The organism is Micromonospora sp. NPDC051296 (assembly GCF_040682255.1).
GTDB classification, from domain to species: domain Bacteria; phylum Actinomycetota; class Actinomycetes; order Mycobacteriales; family Micromonosporaceae; genus Micromonospora; species Micromonospora craterilacus.
Map to the genome: position 1 here is coordinate 1 of NZ_JBFBAO010000133.1, position 16,147 is coordinate 16,147.

The 16,147-nt window shown below is 71.7% G+C and carries 17 protein-coding genes, 1 tRNA gene and 2 pseudogenes; 10 read left to right on the top strand and 10 right to left on the bottom strand.

Annotated features, from left to right (window positions below):
* Positions 1 to 80, bottom strand: a pseudogene (locus AB0M52_RS16060) (DUF6004 family protein); the annotation flags it as partial.
* Positions 81 to 144: 64 nt separating this feature from the next.
* On the opposite strand from AB0M52_RS16060, the gene AB0M52_RS16065 reads away from it, so the two are divergent.
* Both AB0M52_RS16065 and AB0M52_RS16070 read left to right on the top strand, forming a co-directional pair.
* Complete coding sequence (locus tag AB0M52_RS16065; protein WP_363953867.1) at positions 145 to 1,281, top strand: hypothetical protein; 1,137 nt, start codon at positions 145 to 147, stop codon at positions 1,279 to 1,281.
* Between the two features lie 252 nt (positions 1,282 to 1,533).
* Complete coding sequence (locus AB0M52_RS16070; protein ID WP_363953869.1) at positions 1,534 to 2,763, top strand: glycosyltransferase; 1,230 nt, start codon at positions 1,534 to 1,536, stop codon at positions 2,761 to 2,763.
* Between the two features lie 24 nt (positions 2,764 to 2,787).
* Here the strand turns inward: AB0M52_RS16070 and AB0M52_RS16075 are convergent, their stop codons facing one another.
* Entirely contained in the window at positions 2,788 to 4,332 is a 1,545-nt protein-coding gene (locus tag AB0M52_RS16075) for a sugar transferase (RefSeq protein ID WP_363953871.1), read from the bottom strand.
* A gap of 110 nt (positions 4,333 to 4,442) precedes the next feature.
* Complete coding sequence (locus AB0M52_RS16080) at positions 4,443 to 5,354, bottom strand: LCP family protein (RefSeq protein WP_363953899.1); 912 nt, start codon at positions 5,352 to 5,354, stop codon at positions 4,443 to 4,445.
* Positions 5,355 to 5,697: 343 nt separating this feature from the next.
* Between AB0M52_RS16080 and AB0M52_RS16085 the strand changes: the two genes are divergently transcribed.
* The 3 genes from AB0M52_RS16085 (at position 5,698) to AB0M52_RS16095 (ending at position 8,455) form a co-directional block, all read left to right on the top strand.
* Positions 5,698 to 6,531, top strand: a complete 834-nt coding sequence (locus AB0M52_RS16085) for a class I SAM-dependent methyltransferase (RefSeq protein WP_363953873.1) — start codon at positions 5,698 to 5,700, stop codon at positions 6,529 to 6,531.
* 4 nt (positions 6,532 to 6,535) lie between these two features.
* Entirely contained in the window at positions 6,536 to 7,360 is an 825-nt protein-coding gene (locus AB0M52_RS16090; protein ID WP_363953875.1) for an MOSC N-terminal beta barrel domain-containing protein, read from the top strand.
* A 69-nt stretch (positions 7,361 to 7,429) separates the two neighbouring features.
* On the top strand, positions 7,430 to 8,455 hold the full coding sequence (locus tag AB0M52_RS16095) for an expansin EXLX1 family cellulose-binding protein (protein ID WP_363953877.1): 1,026 nt from the start codon (positions 7,430 to 7,432) through the stop codon (positions 8,453 to 8,455).
* A gap of 136 nt (positions 8,456 to 8,591) precedes the next feature.
* On the opposite strand, the gene AB0M52_RS16100 is transcribed toward AB0M52_RS16095, so the two are convergent.
* The 3 genes from AB0M52_RS16100 to bcp form a co-directional block, all read right to left on the bottom strand.
* On the bottom strand, positions 8,592 to 9,146 hold the full coding sequence (locus tag AB0M52_RS16100; protein WP_363953879.1) for a GNAT family N-acetyltransferase: 555 nt from the start codon (positions 9,144 to 9,146) through the stop codon (positions 8,592 to 8,594).
* A 136-nt stretch (positions 9,147 to 9,282) separates the two neighbouring features.
* A tRNA-Leu gene (locus AB0M52_RS16105) sits at positions 9,283 to 9,366 on the bottom strand.
* 269 nt (positions 9,367 to 9,635) lie between these two features.
* Positions 9,636 to 10,112 carry a thioredoxin-dependent thiol peroxidase gene (gene bcp / locus AB0M52_RS16110; RefSeq protein WP_363953881.1) on the bottom strand — a complete coding sequence of 159 codons (477 nt, stop codon included), beginning with the start codon at positions 10,110 to 10,112 and terminating at the stop codon, positions 9,636 to 9,638.
* A gap of 254 nt (positions 10,113 to 10,366) precedes the next feature.
* Here bcp and AB0M52_RS16115 point away from each other — a divergent pair, with 254 nt between their 5' ends.
* From AB0M52_RS16115 to AB0M52_RS16130, 4 genes are read left to right on the top strand one after another with little or no spacing between them, the layout of a single operon-like run.
* Positions 10,367 to 11,083: an energy-coupling factor ABC transporter permease gene (locus AB0M52_RS16115; protein WP_363953883.1), complete on the top strand. Its 717-nt coding sequence runs from the start codon at positions 10,367 to 10,369 to the stop codon at positions 11,081 to 11,083.
* Positions 11,080 to 11,484, top strand: coding sequence for a PDGLE domain-containing protein (locus tag AB0M52_RS16120; RefSeq protein WP_363953885.1), 405 nt, complete (start codon positions 11,080 to 11,082; stop codon positions 11,482 to 11,484). Before AB0M52_RS16115 ends, AB0M52_RS16120 begins: the two co-directional genes overlap by 4 nt.
* A gap of 5 nt (positions 11,485 to 11,489) precedes the next feature.
* A complete protein-coding gene (gene cbiQ / locus AB0M52_RS16125; protein WP_363953887.1) occupies positions 11,490 to 12,260 on the top strand; it encodes a cobalt ECF transporter T component CbiQ in 771 nt (256 codons plus the stop codon).
* On the top strand, positions 12,257 to 13,027 hold the full coding sequence (locus AB0M52_RS16130; protein WP_363953889.1) for an ABC transporter ATP-binding protein: 771 nt from the start codon (positions 12,257 to 12,259) through the stop codon (positions 13,025 to 13,027). The genes cbiQ and AB0M52_RS16130 overlap by 4 nt, the downstream gene beginning before the upstream one ends.
* On the opposite strand, the gene AB0M52_RS16135 is transcribed toward AB0M52_RS16130, so the two are convergent.
* From AB0M52_RS16135 to AB0M52_RS16150, 4 genes are read right to left on the bottom strand one after another with little or no spacing between them, the layout of a single operon-like run.
* On the bottom strand, positions 12,994 to 14,133 hold the full coding sequence (locus AB0M52_RS16135; RefSeq protein ID WP_363953891.1) for a hypothetical protein: 1,140 nt from the start codon (positions 14,131 to 14,133) through the stop codon (positions 12,994 to 12,996). The two genes, AB0M52_RS16130 and AB0M52_RS16135, sit on opposite strands and share 34 nt — an antisense overlap.
* Positions 14,130 to 14,846: a thioredoxin domain-containing protein gene (locus AB0M52_RS16140; protein ID WP_363953893.1), complete on the bottom strand. Its 717-nt coding sequence runs from the start codon at positions 14,844 to 14,846 to the stop codon at positions 14,130 to 14,132. Before AB0M52_RS16140 ends, AB0M52_RS16135 begins: the two co-directional genes overlap by 4 nt.
* Positions 14,839 to 15,327, bottom strand: coding sequence for a MauE/DoxX family redox-associated membrane protein (locus AB0M52_RS16145; RefSeq protein WP_363953895.1), 489 nt, complete (start codon positions 15,325 to 15,327; stop codon positions 14,839 to 14,841). Before AB0M52_RS16145 ends, AB0M52_RS16140 begins: the two co-directional genes overlap by 8 nt.
* Positions 15,324 to 15,491, bottom strand: a complete 168-nt coding sequence (locus tag AB0M52_RS16150) for a hypothetical protein (RefSeq protein WP_363953897.1) — start codon at positions 15,489 to 15,491, stop codon at positions 15,324 to 15,326. The genes AB0M52_RS16145 and AB0M52_RS16150 overlap by 4 nt, the downstream gene beginning before the upstream one ends.
* A gap of 239 nt (positions 15,492 to 15,730) precedes the next feature.
* Here AB0M52_RS16150 and AB0M52_RS16155 point away from each other — a divergent pair.
* A pseudogene (locus tag AB0M52_RS16155) lies at positions 15,731 to 16,057 on the top strand (copper resistance protein CopC); the annotation flags it as partial.
* Between the last annotated feature and the right edge of the window lie 90 nt (positions 16,058 to 16,147).

Consider the following 16,147-nt stretch of genomic DNA (forward strand, 5'->3'; position numbering starts at 1 on the left):
GCCGCGTACAGCGTCGCCGTCGGGGTGACCACCTCGAAGTGGGCGTCGAAGTGCAGCTCACCCGGGTAGCGCAGGGTGCTCATCATCGGGCTGAGCCTGCGGCGGCTGCCCGACGATCGGAAGTCGCTTCCCCTGACGGTCGGGGTGGCCCTGACCGGCCTGCTCGTCGCGGCGGCGGTCGCCATCCCCCTCGGGGAGATCGCCGACGAACGGCTGAGCGCCTACTTCGTCTACTACGATTCGGCGCTGCCCGCGATCGCGGCGGCGGTGTTCATCGGGATGCTCGGGTACACCGGGTGGCGCTGGGACTGGCAGCACATGGTCGTGGCCGTTGCGGCGTCATTGCTGATCGTCATCAGCTTTCGCCGGAGCGTCTGGCTCGCGGCCCTGATCGTCGTCATCGCCGCTTTCGTGGTCGCCTGGTCGCGTTGGGGGCGGATGGTCCAGCAACTCGCGTTCGCGGGCCTCGTGGTGGCGGCGGTGGTGTTCGCCGCACCGGGTCTCGCCGCGGATGTCGGCCTGCGCAGTGCGGGAAGCTTCGAACTCGGTAGCGGCGCAGCAGCCCCGACCAGTGCAGCGCCGGCAGCCAGTGAACCGCCGGCAGCCAGTGAACCGCCGGCAACGAGCGCCCCGCCGGCGAGTTCTGCGCCTGCGACGAGCGCAGCGCCGGCGACGAGTCGTCCGGCCGTGACCGGCGAGCCGGCCGTGTCGTCCGGTGCACCGCAGCCATCCGAGCAGCAACCCTCGCCGGAGCCGACCAGCCCGCCGGCCGAACCCGGCACACCGACGCCGGCACCCGGGCAGGCGAGCGCCGACCACCAGGCGGCTTCGACAAGCGGCCACCTCGGCGATCTTAAGATCGGGTGGGAGCACGTACGGGCGAACTTCTGGACCGGCGTGGGCCCGCTCGCGCCGCAGATCTCGGGTCTCGCCGCCCACCAGGCCGAGCGGGTCTACGTGCACAACCAACTGCTGCAGGACTGGCTGCGGTACGGGCCGGCAGCGCCGGTGCTGGTGGTCCTGTTCTTCATGGTTGTTGGCCTGATGGCACTGGCACGCCTTCGTAATTCGGCAAGCGATGTCGTCGCTCGCGCGGCGGCCGCGTTCTGCCTGATCGCACCGCCGTGTCTGATGACCGCTCCATTCCTGTCCGAGACGAGCCGGTGGCCGTTGGTGACGGGCATCGCGGCCGGAATACTCGTGCCGGTCTTCCTGAGTGGGGACCGACACGATCGGCGAACCGGGCCCCCACCGTCGATGCCGAGTGAGACCGCCAGCTGAGGTCCGCGGAAGGGCAGCTGAATGACCAACACACCGCCACGTGCGTTGCGGCTCGCCCTCTGGGCTCAGCGTCAGGCACATGTCGTCCCGGCGCCGCTGCGCCGGCTTGGCGGGCGTACTCTCCGACGGTTCACCAAACCCGACGCCGGCACTTCAGGACCGAGCGAGGACTGGTCCGTCCCGCTGGTTCCCGGCCGAGGCGTCGGCGACCTGGAAGCACTCCGGCCGGTCAGCGTCGAAACCCTTCCTTCGGTGCCACCGCGCCCGACCGAGGTCACCGGGCGTCAGCCGGTGCGATGCGCCATCGCCGCGAGCGTCCTCGACGTCGGGGGTGCGGAGGAGGTCGCCGCGTTCCTCGCCCGGCGGCTTCCGTCCCACGGCTTCGAAACCGTGGTCGTCTACTCAGGCACGCGGCTGCCCGGGCAGGAGGGCGAGGGCGGCCGGCTCGCCCGAGCTCTTGCGGCCGAAGGGGTCGCGACGCAGTTGCTTACCCCCGCCGAGGCCGCGACCTGGATGCGTTCGTGGCAACCCGATGTGATCAGCGCGCACAACGCCGACAACTGGCTGCTCGACGTGGCTGCCGAACTCGGCGTTCCGTGGGTGGAGACGCTGCATGACATGCACCGCCTGTATCACCCCGACTCCTGGGTGCCGGAACGGCGGCGGGCGCGGCACATCTCCGCGCAGGTCGCGGTGAGCGATCTCGTTCGTCAGCAGTACCTCGCGCGCAACCCGACCTATCCCGGCGACCGCCTTGTCACCGTGCCGAACGGTGTGGACGGTTCGCGGGTGCGCCTTGTGGATCGAGAGCAGGCCCGCGTCGCCCTGGGGCTGACCGAGGAGTTCCTGTTCGTCTCGCTGGCCCGGTACTGCCTGCAGAAGAACACGTTCGGTCTGGTGACGGCCTTCGCTGAGGTGGCGGGCGAGCATCCGGAGGCCCACCTGCTGATCGCGGGGCGGGCCAACGACGACCTGCTGTACTACGAGCAGACCCGGCAGCTCGCCGCGTCTCTGCCGGCTGCCGAACGCATCCATCTCCGTGGCCACTGTGCCAATCCGTTGGCCCTGCTGGCGGCGGCGGATGCCTTCGTCCTCGACTCCTTCTTCGAAGGCTGGTCCCTGGCGTCGATGGAGGCCCTGGCGGCCGGGGTTCCCGTCGTGCTGACCGACGTCGGCGGGGCCCGGGAGCAGTTGGGGGGAGGCCAACGAGGGCACCTGGTCGCCAATCCGGCCGGAAAAGCCGAACTGGTGGACTGGCAGGTGATCAACGACCTCAGATACCGGGCGCAGGAGAATCGCGCGGAACTGGCCTCGGCGATGTCTTCGATGGTCCGCGAACGTGCGGCGTGGGCCGCCTCCCGTCAGCACCTGCGCGACGAGGCGATCAGCCTGTTCTCACCGGACGAGTCCCTGGCCGGCCACGCACAGGTGTTGCGTGCCGTTGCGCTGGACGAGCCGCTGCCGCCGGCGCAGGTCCGGTAACCCAACGCCTAGCCGAGCAGCCGGTCAGCGGCCACCGCCACGGAACACCTCCGCGACGGTACGCAGCACGACCTTGATGTCGAGCCAGAGTGACCAGTTCTCGATGTAGTAGTTGTCGAACCGCGCCCGGTCGGAGATCGGCGTGTCGCCCCGCAGGCCGCTGACCTGCGCCAGCCCGGTGAGCCCGACGGGAACCCGGTGGCGCGCCGCGTAGTTCGGGTACTCCGCCGAGAATTTCTCGACGAAGAACGGCCGCTCCGGTCGCGGCCCGACCACGCTCATGTCGCCGCGCAGGATGTTCCACAGCTGGGGCAGCTCGTCCAGCGACGTGCGGCGCATGAACCGGCCGATCAGGCCAACCCGGTGGTCGTCCGCGATGGACCACTTGGTCTGCGACTCCTCCTCGTCCATCGGCCGCATCGACCGGAACTTGATGACCTTGAAGGGCTTGCCGTACCGCCCGATCCGCTCCTGCCGGAAGAAGATGCCGGGGCCGCCGTCGATGAACGTGGCGATGGCGCAGAGCAGCAGCACCGGACTCAGCACGACCAGCGCGACCGCGGCGAACAACATGTCGGAGGCCCGCTTGATGGCCCACCTCGGCCCGGAGAACGTGATGTCACCAATCTTGACGATCGGGATGGCCCCGATGTGGTCGGGGTATCCGCCCTGGGAGCGGGAGCCCCACAGGCGCGGCACGGCCCAGAGGTCGCAGCGCGAGCTGCGGGGACGCAGCAGGGTCTCCATGAGAGTGGACTCGGAGCATTCCGGGTCGGCGATGACCAGGACCTCGCAGTCCAGCAGTCGCACGAGATGGTCGAGGTCGTCGAGGCTGCCGCTGAGCGAGAGTGCGCCGGTGTCCTGCTGCGACGGTGCGTCCACGCAACCGACGAACCGCAGACCGTAGCGCGGGTAGCGGCGCAGCATCCGGGCGAGTTCGAGCCCGATGGGCCCGCTGCCGATGATGATGGCGTTGTGCTCCACCCACCGGCGCTTGCGTACGAGGATGGTGAGGGCGCGGCTGAGCGTTCGGCCGACGATCACCAGCGCGGCCGAGAGTGCGACACCCCGCATGAAGCCGCTGACGTACTCCACAGAGGAGTGTCGCTCGGCCGCGATGATGGCCACCACCGCCGCCGAGGCCAGCAGCCGGCCGCCGAGGCCCGGCAACTCGTCGAGGATGCTCACGTGCCGGCGAGGCCGGTAGAGCCCGCCGGCCGCGAAGATGGCCACGGTGAGCACCGCGTTGGCCAGCGTCCCGCGCCAGTACGTCTGGCTCAACGCCAACGGGGTGAGCAGTGCGACGGCGTCGATGGGCAGCGTCATCATCCACGCTCGCAGCCATCGCGTGCGCGTCGACGCCGGGGACCGGGGGTACGGCAGGACGGCGGTGGTGCCGAGACCGTCAAGGGTGGCGGGGGGCTGAGGATCGCTGGCCACCGCAGCGGACGACGCCGCCAGGAGAGTCTCGTTCTCGGCGGTGCCGTGCAGCAGCGCCATCCGCTGTTCCGCCAGCCCGCCGATGTGCGGCGAGGCCGCAGGATGACTCGTAGCCGGTTTGCTCGACATTGTTAGCGCTCCCCCCGTGAGCCCTCAGCCGCGCAACAAGACTCAGAGGGCGACCGCAGGATACGATCGGGCGAGGCCGTCCACCATAGTCGGCAAGGCAGTTCCCCTTCCTACTTTGCGGCGGCCACGATCTCGGGCACCGAGTCGCGGCGGACCGCGTCGAAGAGCACCTTGGCCTTCGCCGTGTCGGCCAGCACGACGCTCTCGGTGCCGATCCGGCCCGTCCCCTTCGTCGGGCAGGTGAAGAAGTCGAGGTTGCCGCCGCGTAGATGGCGCAGCTGCATCGCGAAATCCACCAGGGACATCGACTCGTCCACCGCCACGGAGTCCGCAGTGGCCCGTACGAACGAGTTCAGCTTGGTGGGGCTGCTCAGCGTGCCACCGGAGGCGGCCTTGTCCAGAATCGCCTTGATGACCTGCTGCTGGTGCTTGATGCGGGTGAAGTCCCCGTCGGCGAAGGCGTACCGCTCGCGGGCGTAGTCCAGCGCGGCGGCCCCGTCCATCGTCTGCTTGCCCGCGACGAACTCCCGCCGACCGTCCGGGTTCAGCGAGTGCCGCGAGGTGAAGCCCTTGTCGACGGTGATCTCGACGCCACCGAGGGCGTCCACGATCTCCTTGAAACCGGCGAAGTCGATCATCGTCACGTGGTCGACGCGGACGCCGGTGAACTTCTCGACCGTCTGCACCATCAGCGGGACGCCGCCCCACGCGAACGCCGCGTTGATCTTCGCGTCCCGGCCTCCCCGGCCCTGTGCCGACCTGGGCACACTGACCCAGGTGTCACGCGGGATCGAGATGAGCTGGGCGCTCGACCGGTCCGCGGGAAGGTGGGCCAGGATGATCGTGTCGGTGCGGGAGCCGGAGGTGTTCTCCGGATCGCGGGAGTCGCTGCCCAGGAGCATGATGTTCATGGCGTCCGCGGCCACGACCTGTGGGCGGGACTCCTCCGGGATGCCTTCGAAGGCGTCGACCCGATCGATGCCGGACTCGACCGAACGGTAGTACAGCCCGCCGGCGATCATGCCGGCGCCACCCAGCAGCACCACCACCAGGAAGCTGATCAGTGCGATTCGCCGCCACCGGCGTCGCCGTCGCGGATTCTCCGGCGTCGGCTGTTCATCAGCGTCCGCCTGCCCTGTCGCCGGCCTGTCCAGGAACAAGGTCTCGGGCTCGACATCCCCGTGGTGTTGGCGCATGGGGGGAATGCTACTGATTTCGACCTGCCGCTCGCATTCCCCCTTCCGTTCCGTTCGCGTTTCCTGGCCCGGCCGAAAAGGGACGCCGGGCCGGATGTCTGGACGTGCGCGAATCGATCTACCCCCGTTTGTTACCCACATGTTTCCCGCGGTCTGGTAGAACGCTGCCGTGGACGCCATCAAGCTGCGTCGGGCCATCGCCCGTACCCGCCTCGCACCCGTCGCCGCTTTCCCGAAACGCCTGGTCGCGGTGGCCCGTCACGACGCCAAGGTGCTGCGCACCTCGGCCCGCTGGCTGGTCGCCTCGCGGGAGCATCACAACTACACGTACGAGCTGACCAAGCTCAGCCGCAGCCACCTCGCCTGGTTCGTCAGCGTGGTCTGCGACCTGCCGGTGAAGCAGGTCCGCGGGTACCTCGCGGAGATCGAGTCGGACGACGTGCTGCGGCAGCACATCGCCTCGGCCACCGCCGGCGCCGCGCGTCGCGGCCTGGCCGACAAGCAGGTCCGGTACGCCCGCCGGATCGGCTGGTACGCGATCGTCCGCGCCCGCCGGCCCCAGCACATCGTGGAGACCGGCGTGGACAAGGGGCTCGGCAGTTGCGTGCTGGCCGCCGCGCTGCTGCGCAACGCCGCCGAGGGGCACCCGGGCCGGGTCAGCTCCATCGACATCAACCCCGAGGCCGGCTACCTCGCCCGGGTCGCCCCCTGGTCCGAGGTGATCGACCTGGTCATCGGCGACTCGGTCGAGTCGATCACCGAGTTGGACCGGCCGGTCGACCTGTTCCTGCACGACAGCGACCACAGCCGGAAGTACGAGCGGCGCGAGTTCGACGCCGTGGAGCCGAAGCTGGCCCCCGGGGCGATGCTGCTCACCGACAACGTCACCCACACCAACGTGCTGGCCGAGCACGCCGAGCGCACCGGCCGGCGGTTCCTCGCCTACCGGGAGACCCCGGCCAACCACTGGTATCCGGGGGACGGTATCGGCGTGGCATGGTAGCCGGGTGCAGCTGAGCGAGATCAACACATACCCGATCAAGGGTTGTCGCGGGCTCCATCACGACGCGGCCGGGGTGCAGCCGTGGGGGCTCGACGGCGACCGGCGCTGGATGGTGGTCGACGCCGACGGCGTCGGCGTCACCCAGCGCGAGACCACCGCCCTGGTCCGGGTCCGCGCCCGTCCGGGCCCCGACGGGTTGCTGCTGCGCGCCGACGGGCACCCCGACCTGGTGGTGACCGAGCCGGCCGGGGTCGCCCCGGTCCAGGTCCGTACCTTCCGCCGGCGCCTGCTTCGGGTCGACGCGCTGCCCGCCGGTCCGGCCGCCGACGACTGGCTCGGCAAGGTGGTCGACCGGCCGGTCCGGCTGGTCTGGCTCGCCGAGCCGACCCGGCACGTCGAGCGCGGCCGCAAGGAGTACGACCCCGGCGACCGCGTCAGCTTCGCCGACGCGTACCCGGTGCTGCTTACCAGTACCGCGTCGCTGGCCGCGCTCGGCGACTGGCTGGCCGCGGCCGGCGCGGAACCGGTGCCGATGGCCCGGTTCCGGCCCAACCTGGTGATCGACGGTGCCCCCGCCTGGGCGGAGGACGGCTGGGCCGGCCGGCCGCTGCGCATCGGTGGCGTCCGCTTCCAGGCCGCCAACCCGTCGGCCCGCTGCCTGGTCACCACCACCGACCAGGAGACCGGGGTACGCGGCCGGGAACCGTTGCGCACCCTGGCCCGGCACCGGAACATCGGCCGCCAGCTCCTGTTCGGGCTGAACGTCATCCCGTTGGAGTCCGGCCGGGTGCGGCTCGGCGACCCGGTGGAGCTGACCGACCGACCATGACCGAATCCGTCTTAGCTTTCGCTTAGCTCGCTTGTCCGACCTGATCGCCGTCCGGCAGCATCTGTCCGCGTGACCGACGGTACCGACGGCCCCACCGGCCGGGCAGTAGTCAGGCGTTCCCAGCTAGGCCGCTGGCTGGCCGGCGGGGCCGTGGCCACCCTTGCCACAGTCCTCGGGCTCACCCTCGCGCTGCGCTCGGGTGCCGCGCCCGCCTGCGCCGGCCCGGCCCGGCCCGGCTCCGCGCTGCCGGCCGCCGGCGCACTGCTCGCCCCGCCCGCCGCGGGCGCCCTCCACAAGGGCAAGGCCACCTTCTACGACTCGAAGGGTGCGGGTGGGAACTGCTCCTATCCCGCCGCGCCCGCCGACCGGCTCTATGTCGCGCTTGGCCCCAGCGAGTACGCCGACGGCGCCGCCTGCGGCGGATACCTCGACGTGACCGGGCCGAAGGGCAGCGTGCGGGTCATGGTCATGGACCAGTGCCCGGAGTGCGCCCCGGGCCACCTCGACCTGTCCAAGGAGGCGTTCGCCCGGATCGCCGATCCGGTGCAGGGCGTCGTCGGCGTCAGCTACCGCCTGGTGGGCGACCCGCCGCTCGCCGGCCCGCTCGCCTTCCGGATCAAGGAGGGCGCCTCGCAGTGGTGGTTCGCCGTCCTGGTCGCCAACCACGGCAACCCGCTGCGCTCGGTCGAGGTACGCCAGGGCAGCTCGGGTGCCTGGCGGGCGGCCAACCGGGAAAGCTACAACTACTGGCTGATCGCCTCCGGCGCCGGTCCCGGCCCGTACCAGATCCGGGTCACCGACACCCGGGGCCACCGGGTCACCGCCACCGGCGTCCGGATGACCCCCGGCCAGGTCCAGCGCAGCACGGTCCGGATGTACGGCGCCGCCTCAGGTGAGTCGACGACGCCGTCCCGGCCGACGACAAGCCCGCCCCGATCGCCGTCGGCCAGCCCGAAGCCGAGCGCCAGCGTGACGGCCCGACCGACACCGTCCGCCACGAGCGCGGCACCCGTCGACGCGGTGGCCACCGCCGCGGCGACCAATGACGCCGCGGGGCTTCCGCCGGTAGCGTCATCGTCCGGCTGCGGCGGCTGACGGATCGCTCGCCCGGCACCGGATCGGTTGCCGGTTGTCCTTCGTCGGGGGTGTGTGTCCCCCGCGATGCTGATTTCACACAGACATGAATATGTCTGTGTGAAATCGCCTTCACGGGAGAGTGTGGGCCTGGAGTTCAGCCGGCGGCGGCGTGGTCCTGGTCGTGCCGCTGCCCGGCCAGGCCGAGCCACATGAGGATCTCGTCGCGGTCGTCGCCGGGAGCGACCCGCAGCGCCCCGGGCCACCGTCCCACCTCGCGGTACCCGAGGCGGCGGTAGAACCGGTCCAGCCCCAGCCCGTCCCGTACGGTCACGTGCAGCGCCGCCAGCCCGAGGCCACGAGCGACCCGCTCGGCCTCGCGCATCAGCGCCTCGCCGTAGCCGCGGCCCTGGGTGTCGGGGTGGATCATCACCCGGGTGAGTACGCGCAGGTGCGTCTTCAGATGGAAGCGTGGATCGGTGAAGATCGCCATGGCCACGAGTCGGTCGTCGTCGTAGCCGAGCAGCAGCCGGTCCGGGCCGTCCGCGATACCGGCCAGCGTCGGGTCGGCGATCGTGCGTACCTTCTCGGCGGTGACCGGTGCCACGAAGCCGACCGCACCACCGGCGTTGGTGACGTCGACCCAGAGCGCGACGATCCGCGCCCGCAGCTCGGGGGTCAGCTCAGGATCGAGGACGAAGCGCAGGCTCACGCCGTCATCCTGGCCCGCCGGATATCCTCGCCACCCGCGATCGTGACGAGGCCGACAGGTCATCGGGGAACCTCGGGTGCACGTACCACAGGCGGGACCGGAACAACCGGAACGCATCGACCAGGCCGTTCATCGGTGCGGGAGAGGGGATTCGAACCCCCACGTCCTCACGGACACAGGTTCCTAAGACCTGCGCGGCTGCCTGTTACGCCACTCCCGCCAGCCTCAAGAGTCTAGAACGTCGGGCCGCGACTGGTTCAGCCCGGCACTCCGGAGTATGGCTGACACCTTGCCGTAGCCGTGTGAGGTGTCCACGCCGAAGCGTTTGAGCTGTCGGCTGATGTGCGCGTGCGACCCGCCGCTCACGCGTACCCCGAGCAGTCGCATTACCTCTGTGACGCTTCGGGCGGCGGCGGCCGCTTGGCCGAGCGCCTCGGGCGTGTACCGGTACCGGACCACAGACGCACCGTAGTGGACCGGTACGACAACTCAGTCCAGACCGAGGTCGCGGCGGAGCTTGGCGACGTGGCCGGTGGCCTTGACGTTGTAGAGCGCCCGCTCGATCTTGCCGTCCTCGTCGATGACGAACGTCGAGCGGATCACCCCGGTCACCGTGCGGCCGTACGACTGCTTCTCGCCGTACGCCCCGTACGCGGTCAGCACCGCCTTGTCGGCGTCGGCGACCAGCGGGAAGGTGATCGCGTCGCGTTCGCGGAACTTCGCGAGCTTCTCCGGCTTGTCCGGCGAGATGCCGACCACCTCGTAGCCGGCCGCCTGCAGCGAGGCCAGCGAGTCGCGGAAGTCGCACGCCTGCTTGGTGCAGCCGGGGGTCATCGCGGCCGGGTATGCGTACAGGATGACCTTGCGGCCGCGCAGGTCGGCCAGGGTGAGCTGCCCGCCGGCGTCGGTGGGGAGGGTGAACTCGGGCGCCGGGTCACCGGGGGAGAGGCGAGCGGGTGCGGTCATGGGTCGACCCTACCGCCGCCCGGACCGGGCCCACCGTCAGCGCCGCGCGCCCGCCTCAGATCCACGTCCGTAAGCCTTCGGACCCGTGCCGGTAAACAGCCGGACTCGTGCCGGTCATCCACCGCTGTCGAGGCCGCTGACCAGGTCAGAGTGATCAACGCCATCCCTGTTGCCAGGTATTGGCAACAGCATGGTGCGGGAAATACGCTCACCCCTGCCGGCGAGGATGGGCCCGCCGACGCGTGGGAGGTCGCGTGGAAACCCTGGCGATGCACATCTCGAACGGGATCATCAACGGTCCCGTCGCCGCGATCTTCGCGGTGATCGCGCTGGCGGCGATGGCGTTCTGCGTCATGCGCGGCCGGCAGGACCTGGACGACCGGCTGGCGCCGATGGCCGGCCTGGTCGCCGCCTTCATCTTCGCCGTGCAGATGCTCAACTTCCCGATCTTCACCGCCGGCGTGAGTGGCCACCTGCTCGGTGGCGCGCTCGCCGCCATGCTGGTCGGCCCCTGGGTCGGCGCGCTCTGCGTCGCCGTGGTGCTGGCGGTGCAGGCGCTCGTCTTCGGCGACGGCGGCGTGGCCATGCTCGGGCTCAACATCACCAACATGGCCGTCATCGGCATCGCGGTGGCGTACCTGCTGATCGCGCTGCTGCTGCGGGTGCTGCCGCGTACCACGGCCGGGCTGGCCGTCACCGCCTTCGTCGCCGCGCTGGTCAGCGTGGTCGTCGCGGCGATGGGCTTCGTGTTGCAGTACCAGCTCGGCGGCACCACCGACCTCGGCGGCAACCTGGCCGGGCTGGCCGGGACGATGGCCGTGTCCCACCTGTTCATCGGCATCGGCGAGGGCCTGATCACGGCCACCACGGTGGTCACCGTGGCGAAGGTCCGGCCCGACCTGGTGTACGCGCTGCGCGCCCTGAAGCCGGCCGCGCCGGCATCCGTCCCGGCTGTCGGAGGTGTCCGGTGAGGAAGCGTTCCTGGGGATTCATCGTCGGCGGCCTGCTCGTCGCGCTACTGCTGGCCGGCGTGGTGAGCAACTACGCCTCGTCGCACCCGGACGGGCTGGACTCCTCGCTGCGGGAGGGCTGCACCTTCGACGCCGACGACGAGATCACCGGCGGCAGTTGCCCGGCACAGCAGGCGAAGGACCACGAGATCGGCGGGCCGCTGGCCGACTACGGCATCGCCGGCCTCGACAACGAGTTCCTCTCCACCGGCTTGTCCGGCGTGCTCGGCGTACTGCTGACCTTCGCCGTGGCCGGCGGCGCGTTCTGGCTGGTCCGCCGGCGCGGCGCGGATGAGGCACCGGACGCCGCCGGGTCGCGGGACGCGGACCAGCCGAGCACCGCCGCCACGGGCCAGGGGTAGCGCGGATGGGAGCCGGTCACGCCCACGTGCTGTACCGCGAGGCCGACTCGCCGGTGCACCGGCTGCCGCCCGAGGTCAAGATCGCGGCGATGGTGGCCTTCACCGTCGCCGTGGTCGCCACCCCCCGCGAGGCGATCTGGGCCTTCGGCGCGTACGCCCTGCTGGTCGCGGCCGTCGCGGCGCTGGCCCGGGTGAACGCCCGGTGGCTGCTCGTCCGGTCCACGATCGAGCTACCGTTCGTGCTCTTCGCGTTCGCGTTGCCGTTCCTCGGCGCCGGCGAGCGGGTGGACGTGCTCGGGCTGAGCCTGTCCGCTGACGGCCTCTACGGCGCCTGGAACATCATCGCCAAGGGCACCCTGGGCGTGTGGGCGTCGCTGCTGCTGGCCGCGACCACCACCACCCGCGACCTGATCGTCGGGCTGGACCGGCTGCGCTGCCCGCAGATCCTGACCCAGATCGCCACGTTCATGCTGCGCTACCTGGACGTGCTGGTCGGCGAGGCCCGCCGGATGCGGGTCGCCCGGATCTCCCGCGGCGACGACCCGCGCTTCCTGTGGCAGTTGCGCGGCTTCGCCGCCGGTGTCGGGGCGCTGTTCCTGCGGGCCTTCGAGCGGGGCGAGCGGGTGTACCTGGCGATGCTGTCGCGCGGCTACACCGGCCGGATGCCGGCGGTGTGGCAGGGCGGTGGCGCGGCGACGACCGGGCAGTGGCTGGTCGCGGCCACGGTGCCGGTCCTGGCGGGCACCGTCGCCGCTACCGCCGCCGTGCTGACATGATTCGTAACGTGCAACCCACCGCGCCCAGCCTGGACGTCCGTGGCGTCCGGTACGCCTACCCCGACGGTCACCTCGCCCTGCACGGCGTCGACCTGACGGTGGCCCGGGGCGAGCGGGTCGCCCTGCTCGGGCCGAACGGTGCCGGCAAGACCACGTTGGTGCTGCACCTCAACGGCATCCTCACCGCCACCGAGGGCAGCATCGCCGTTGGCGGCCTGGCGGTCGGCCCGGACCGGTCGACCCTGGCCGAGATCCGCCGGCGGGTGGGCATCGTCTTCCAGGACCCGGACGACCAGCTCTTCCTGCCCACCGTCGCCGAGGACGTGGCGTTCGGGCCGGCCAACCTCGGGCTGCGCGGCGCGGAACTCGCCGCCCGGGTGGACGAGGCGCTGGCCGCGGTGGGCATGTCCGAGCACCGGGACCGGGCCCCGCACCACCTGTCCTTCGGGCAGCGCCGCCGGGTGGCGGTGGCCACCGTGCTCGCCATGCGCCCGGAGATCCTGGTGCTGGACGAGCCGTCGTCGAACCTCGACCCGGCGGCCCGGCGGGAACTGGCCGCCATCCTGCGTGGCCTGCCGGTGACCCTGCTGATGGTCACCCACGACCTGCCGTACGCGTTCGAACTCTGCGACCGCTCGGTGATCCTCGACGGTGGCCGGATCGTGGCCGACGGGCCGACCCGGCAGATCCTCGGCGACGAGCCGCTGCTCGCCCGGCACCGCCTCGAACTGCCCTATCCGTTCAGCCGCACTCCGGTCGGGGAGTAGTCGGCCGAGCTGAGCGGGGTGCTCGGACCGGAACCGCCGGTGGGCGCGGGTGTGCGGCCGGTGGCGTGCAGCCGCAGGGCGGCCGCGGCGAGCGCACCGGCACCGGCGACGACGACCAGGACGACCAGCACCCGGGCGGCGGTGGCCGGCCACGGCACCGGGGGCACGGCGCGGGTGAACGCGGCGGCGTTGGTCACCCCGGCGAACAGCGCCAGGCACGCCCCGGCCAGCGCCACCACGAAGTCGACGCCGGCCCGACGGGTCAGTGCCCAGCCGCCGGCGGCGACCGCTCCGAGCCCGGTCAGCAGCCCCCACACCGGGCCGGTCAGCAGCCCGGCCAGCACCCCGCCGACTCCCTCGGCCCCGGCGTCCAGCACCCGCCCGACGGTGAGCACCACGGCCGCCAGCCCACCGGCGACCAGCAGCCCGCCGAGCCCGGCCAGCGCCCGCCTGCCCGGGGCCGAGGCCGCCGGCAGCAGTCCGGCCGCACCCACCGCGAGCGCGCCGAGCGTGACCGCCACCCACCAGGTGTACGCGTCCGGCGGCGGCACCCAGTCCAGGGTGCCGCGAATCTCCATCGGCCCGTCCGCGGCGCGCAGCGGCACCACCCAGTCGCGTACCCGGTGCTCGCGGTCGGGGGCGGCGCGGACCTGCGCGGGCGGCCCCGACTCGCGCCACAGCGCCCGCTGGTCGTGCCAGCGGGCGGTCGTGCCACCGTCGACCCGCCGCCACTGTGGCGCGGCGGCCGGGTCGACCTCGGCGGGCAGGACGGTGTCCCCGGCGATGGTCCGGTTCAGGTAGGTGGCGGGCGAGCGGGTGTTCTCGAACACGCCGTCCGGGCCGACCCGCAGGTACGCCTCGCCCGAGTAGCCGATCACCTCGACCGGCTCGCTGCCGGTGTTGGTCAGTTCCAGCCGGGCCCCCGCCTCGACCAGCCGTACCCGAAGCTCCGGCCGGGCCGGGGTCACGGCGGTGACCTCGGCCCGGTAGTCGGTGCCGTTCGGCGCGTCCGCACCGTGCGCGAGCGCGGGGGCGGCGGTGGCCAGGATCGTGGTGACCGTGCCGGCCAGCAGCAGCCCGGCGCGGGTCAGCAGGGCTCGGGTCACTTGCCGGCCGCCTCCACGGCGGCGGTGATGTTCTCCGGCGTCCACTCCTTCACCTGCTTGCCGTTGACCAGGATGGTCGGCGTGCCGGTGACGTTGGCGCGGGTCGCCTCCTCGGTGACGTGCGCCGTCCACGGCTTGAACTTCGCGTCGCGGACGCAGGTGCCGAAGGTGTCGCGGTTCAGCCCGACTCCGGCGCCGATGTCGATCAGCTCGTCGTTGCTCAGCCCGGCGCTGTTCTCCGGCGGTTGCTTCTCGAACAGCGCCTTGCCGAACTCGGTGAACTTGCCGCCCTCGGCGGCGCAGCCGGCCGCGGCCGACGCGCGGGTCGAGTACTCGGTGCTGGAGAAGCGGTTCAGGTAGGCCACCGGGTGGTACACCACCCGCACCTTGCCGTCGCTGATCAGCTTGTCGATGGTGGCGCCGCTGGTCTGCTCGAACTGCTTGCAGGCGGGGCAGAGGTAGTCCTCGTAGATGTCCACGGTCACCGGCCCGGTGCCGACCACGATGCCGTCGCCGCTGGGATTGGCCCCGGGCGGCGCGGTGAACTCCCCGGATTTCCGGCTCGACTGGATGCTCCATCCGATCAGGCCGGCGATGACCAGCACCGCCACCGCACCGACCGAGATCCACAGCGTCCGTTTGCGACGTCGTTCCCGAGCCATCTGTTCCCGGACCACTCGGGCCGCGTCCTTGCGTCCCTTGCGACTACTCATCGTTGTCCTCCACCGGTTCGCCCGTCAGCGCGCCGTCCAACGAGACGGCGGTGCGGGGCCAGATCAGCAGGAACCCGGCCAGCGCCAGGAAGCCCACGTCCCGGAGGATCTCCGGGAGGTAGCTGGGAGACTGCCCCGCCGGTAGCTCACCACCCGAGCCGAAGCAGCCGCAGTCGATTGCCAGCCCCCGCGACCAGGCCGAGACGATGCCCGCGATGAAGACCAGCAGCAGCGCCGCGGAGAAGCCAGCGGCCAGCCGGGTGGCCAGCCCGAGCAGCAGCAGTACGCCCAGCGCCAGCTCGACGAAGGGCAGCACCGCTCCGACCACCACCGACGCGTCGTACGGCAGCACCTGGTAGGCGTGCACCGCGCGGCCGGAGGCGGCCAGGTCGCCGACCTTCGAGCCGCCCGCGTACAGCCAGACGGCGGCGAGCCCGAGCCGGACGGCGAGCCCGAGCCAGCGGAGCAGCTTCCGGTTCACCGGGCCAACGCCTCGCCGACGGCCGGGTCGCCATCCCGGGCTGCCAGCGCCCAGCTGGTCGCCGAGTCCGCGGTGGCCGATCTCGCGATGGTCAACTCCGTCGCGCGCCCGCCGGCCGCGCCGGTGTCGTCGGCGGCGGAGGTGTCGCACGGGGCGGGGATCACGACAACTCAGGTTACGCGGCGGTGCGCTGAGCAGCAGGGTCCTTCGGCCCTTCCATGTGCTGCACCACGTTGGGAACTTTCCCGAGGCTCCGGCCGACTACCCGCGTATGACCCCCGGCCCCGGACACGTGCGCGCGGTGGCGCGCGACGGCGGCGCCGCTCCCGCGCGCCGGGTTGTGCGCGAGAACGGCGCGGTCCGGTCGAGGGCGGGTGGCCGGGAGCGGGTGTCGTCGGCGAGCATGACGGGCATGTCTGCCGCCCTACGCCGCCGATTCGCCCGGTTCACCGCCGCCGCCGGGCTGCTGGTCACCATCGTCGCCCTGCTGCTCGCCCCGGCCAGCCCGGCCAGCGCCCACGCGGTGCTGTCCAGCAGCAGCCCTGCCGCCTCGACCGTGGTGCCCAGCGCGCCGGCCGAGGTGGTGCTCACCTTCAGCGAGCCGGTCCGCAAGGTGCCGGACAAGATCCGGGTCATCGCGCCGGACGGGTCCCGTGCGGACCGGGGTGAGCCGACCTTCGCCGACAGCGTGGTCAACATCCCGGTCGACACCTCCGCCGGAAACGGCACACCCCGGCCCGAGCGGCGCGACCGGCATCCCCTCCTGGAACACCTACGCCCACGGCTGACCCAACTGGCTGTTTCTCGCACGTAGGAGCAC

Coding starts and splice junctions, on each gene's coding strand:
- AB0M52_RS16075 (WP_363953871.1), bottom strand. CDS start 4,332: ATGTCGAGCAAACCGGCTACGAGTCATCCTGCGGCCTCGCCGCACATC.
- AB0M52_RS16080 (WP_363953899.1), bottom strand. CDS start 5,354: ATGATCGCCGGCGGGCTGTACTACCGTTCGGTCGAGTCCGGCATCGAT.
- bcp (WP_363953881.1), bottom strand. CDS start 10,112: ATGACCGCACCCGCTCGCCTCTCCCCCGGTGACCCGGCGCCCGAGTTC.
- cbiQ (WP_363953887.1), top strand. CDS start 11,490: ATGGGAGCCGGTCACGCCCACGTGCTGTACCGCGAGGCCGACTCGCCG.
- AB0M52_RS16130 (WP_363953889.1), top strand. CDS start 12,257: ATGATTCGTAACGTGCAACCCACCGCGCCCAGCCTGGACGTCCGTGGC.
- AB0M52_RS16140 (WP_363953893.1), bottom strand. CDS start 14,846: ATGAGTAGTCGCAAGGGACGCAAGGACGCGGCCCGAGTGGTCCGGGAA.